The 3,287-nt window shown below is 47.8% G+C and carries 4 protein-coding genes; 3 read left to right on the top strand and 1 reads right to left on the bottom strand.

From position 1 onward, the window contains the following. Positions 1-862 (bottom strand): prolyl aminopeptidase (pip, locus tag B3O33_RS06730; protein WP_292363252.1); only part of this gene is annotated, 862 nt, incomplete at its 3' end. A gap of 140 nt (positions 863-1,002) precedes the next feature. Between pip and sucC the strand changes: the two genes are divergently transcribed. From sucC to B3O33_RS06715, 3 genes are all read left to right on the top strand, one after another. Continuing rightward, complete coding sequence (gene sucC, locus B3O33_RS06725) at positions 1,003-2,166, top strand: ADP-forming succinate--CoA ligase subunit beta (RefSeq protein ID WP_292363251.1); 1,164 nt, start codon at positions 1,003-1,005, stop codon at positions 2,164-2,166. Positions 2,167-2,172: 6 nt separating this feature from the next. Next, a complete protein-coding gene (gene sucD, locus B3O33_RS06720) occupies positions 2,173-3,045 on the top strand; it encodes a succinate--CoA ligase subunit alpha (protein ID WP_292361706.1) in 873 nt (290 codons plus the stop codon). Beyond that, the coding region (locus tag B3O33_RS06715; RefSeq protein WP_292363250.1) for a nitrilase-related carbon-nitrogen hydrolase at positions 3,045-3,287 on the top strand (243 nt) is incomplete at its 3' end. The genes sucD and B3O33_RS06715, both read left to right, overlap by 1 nt.

The raw sequence follows: 3,287 nt of genomic DNA, 5'->3' as shown, positions 1-3,287 counted from the left end.
CATTTGGCCAGCGTTGATAGACTTCCCACGATTGCTGCATTGGACACACCATGTCGTAGCGGCCATGAATAATGGTTGCCGGGATATGGTTAATTTTTTTAATACTGTCGAGTAATGGACTCTCGGCCAAAAAACATTCATTCAAAGCATAATGCAATTGGATTCTGGCGTGTGCCAGCGGTCCCGGTGATGCCTCAGCTTCTGGTTGATAATGCTGATCGCGCATCATCACAATAGTCGCTTCCCAGCTTTGCAGAGTATTGGCGGCCATTATCTGTTGTTGTTCATTCTGGTGGGTTATTTGCTGATAAAAGTAAGTTAACGGCTTTTCCTGTTCGCTTTCAGGTACATCTTTAACCAGTGCATGCCACGCTTCAGCAAATATTCTTGATGCGCCTCCTGCAGCGTATACCCAGTTAATATCTTGCTGCCTGCCAAGAAAAGTGCCGCGTAACACCATTTTTGAGACATGCTGTGAATACTGTCGGGCATAAGCCAATGCCAACGTTGCTCCCCAGGAGCCGCCAAATAGCATCCACTTTTCAATATTCAGCAATTTACGAATAGCTTCCATATCCGCGATCAGATAATCAGTTGTATTATTTTCCAGCTCACCTGACGGCTGTGAACGTCCACAACCTCGCTGATCAAACAGAATGATGTGGTATCGCTCAGGATCAAAATAACAGCGATGCTGCGGGCGACATCCGGAGCCGGGACCTCCATGCAAAAAAATCACTGGGATCCCTTCAGGATTGCCGCACTGTTCAATATAAACTTGATGACGGCGTCCATCTGACATTTCTTCACAGGCTAATAGCTGGCTGTGAAAAGGCTCGATATCAGGGTAAAGAGTACGCATAAACGGTTCCGTGTTAGTTTTCAGCAGGCAACTATATCATGTCAGATGATGGTAATTATTACCTTGATGGGCGAAAATATAACGTTTAACTGTTGGCACTGCTGGTCAGCAGTAATAAAGACATACAAGGCGAACACAACATGAACCTGCATGAGTATCAGGCAAAACAATTGTTTAACCGATATGGCATCGAGACACCCAAAGGACAGATGATATCCAGCTCTGATGAAGTAGCATCGGCCATAACGGCGATTGGTGGTCAACGTTGGGTGGTGAAGGCTCAGGTACACAGTGGGGGACGAGGTAAGGCCGGCGGTGTCAGAGTTGAAGACAGTCAATCAGCGGTAACTGACGCAGTAAATGCCATGCTGGGAAGTCAGCTGGTAACACATCAGACGACGGCCGAGGGGCTACCGGTTAATAAAGTCTGGATTGAGGCACCATCTGCAATTGAACGCGAACTCTATCTGGCTGTACTGGTGGACCGGGTGACACAGCGGGTAGTGTTTATGATTTCTGCCGAGGGTGGCATGGACATTGAAGAGGTAGCCGAGAAAACACCAGAGGCTATTCTGACGTTATATATCGAGCCGGTTGCTGGCTTGCAACCCTATCAATGTCGTCAAGCAGGTTTCTTTTTGCAGCTCACCGGTGCGGCGTTCAAACAACTGCAACAGCTGATGCAAAACCTGTATCAGCTGTTCTGTGAAAAAGATATCAGTCTGCTGGAAATCAACCCATTGGTGATAACCAATGCGGGTGATTTACTGGCACTGGACGCCAAAATCAACGTCGATGAAAATGCGTTATATCGCCATGCCGATTTGGCTGAATTATTTGATCCGACCCAGGAAAATCCTGCCGAAGTAATTGCAATAGATTTCGGACTGAATTACATCGCTCTGGATGGCAATGTGGCGTGTATGGTAAATGGTGCTGGTCTGGCAATGGCCACCATGGATTTGATTCAGAAGCAGGGCGGAGAGCCGGCCAATTTTCTGGACGTTGGTGGCGGGACTACCGCGGATCGTGTTGCTGAAGCGTTTAAACTGATTTTATCAGACAAAAAAGTAAAATCCATCCTGGTCAATATTTTTGGTGGCATTGTGCGTTGTGATTTGATCGCACAAGGCATTATGCAAGCCGCTAAAGAAGTCGGTTTATCGTTACCGGTTGTGGTTCGGTTGGAAGGCACCAATGCCGATTTAGGGCGCACATTGCTGGAAAACAGTGGTATGAATCTGCGCGTAGCACAGGATTTAACTGAAGCAGCAGCTATGGCTGTCGCTGCGGCAGGGGAGTAATACAACGTGAGTATCTTGGTTAATAAAGACAGCAAAGTGATCTGTCAGGGATTTACCGGTAAACAGGGCACTTTTCATTCCGAGCAGGCCATTGCCTATGGCACCCAGTTTGTTGGCGGTGTAACGCCTGGTAAGGGCGGTCAATCACATTTAAATAAACCGGTCTTTAATACCGTGCATGAAGCGGTAACTGAAACAGGTGCTGATGCCAGTATGATTTATGTACCTGCAGCTTTTGCTGCCGATGCGATCCTCGAAGCGGCAGATGCCGGTATAAAGGTGATTGCCTGTATTACAGAAGGTATACCGGTACTGGATATGTTGCGGGTTAAACATGCATTGAAATCCTATGATGCCAGATTGATCGGACCAAATTGTCCGGGCCTTATCACGCCGGGTGAATGCAAAATCGGTATCATGCCGGGCAGCATTCATTTGCCGGGAAAAATCGGTATCGTCTCGCGTTCAGGAACACTGACCTATGAGGCGGTTTATCAAACCACGCAGAATGGATTAGGCCAAAGTACCTGTGTGGGAATAGGAGGCGATCCCATACATGGAATGAACTTCATTGATTGTCTGGAATTGTTTGAAGCTGATCCGCAAACCGAGGGTATTGTGATGGTCGGAGAAATCGGTGGTCAGGCCGAGGAAGATGCAGCGGAATATATCAAACAGTATGTCAGCAAACCGGTCGCAGCCTATATTGCCGGTTTAACCGCTCCTGCAGGCAAACGTATGGGGCATGCCGGGGCCATTATCAGTGGTGGTCAGGGTACCGCCAAGGCTAAATTAGCCGCATTGGAAGCCGCCGGTGTTGCCATTGCTGGATCCCCGGCAGAAATTGGTTCAACTATGCTGCAACTGATGGAAAGTTAATGGCCAATAATCAAATTCGGGTAGTGCTGGCACAAATCGATCCCATTGTTGGAGATGTGGCTGGCAATACCAGAAAGGTGATTGCTGCAACTCAGCAGGCGAGACAACAACATGCCGCTGAACTGGTGGTGTTTCCAGAATTATGTCTGACCGGCTATCCACCGGAAGATTTGTTATTAAGGCCTGGCCTGCTGAAGCGTGTTGATAAGTCACTAAAAACACTTTGTCAGCAAATAGACGAT

It is taken from the genome of Methylophaga sp. UBA1464, from assembly GCF_002325665.1.
GTDB lineage: Bacteria > Pseudomonadota > Gammaproteobacteria > Nitrosococcales > Methylophagaceae > Methylophaga.
Note: the sequence above shows the minus strand (reverse complement) of the source record. Positions and strands in the feature narration are given on the sequence as shown.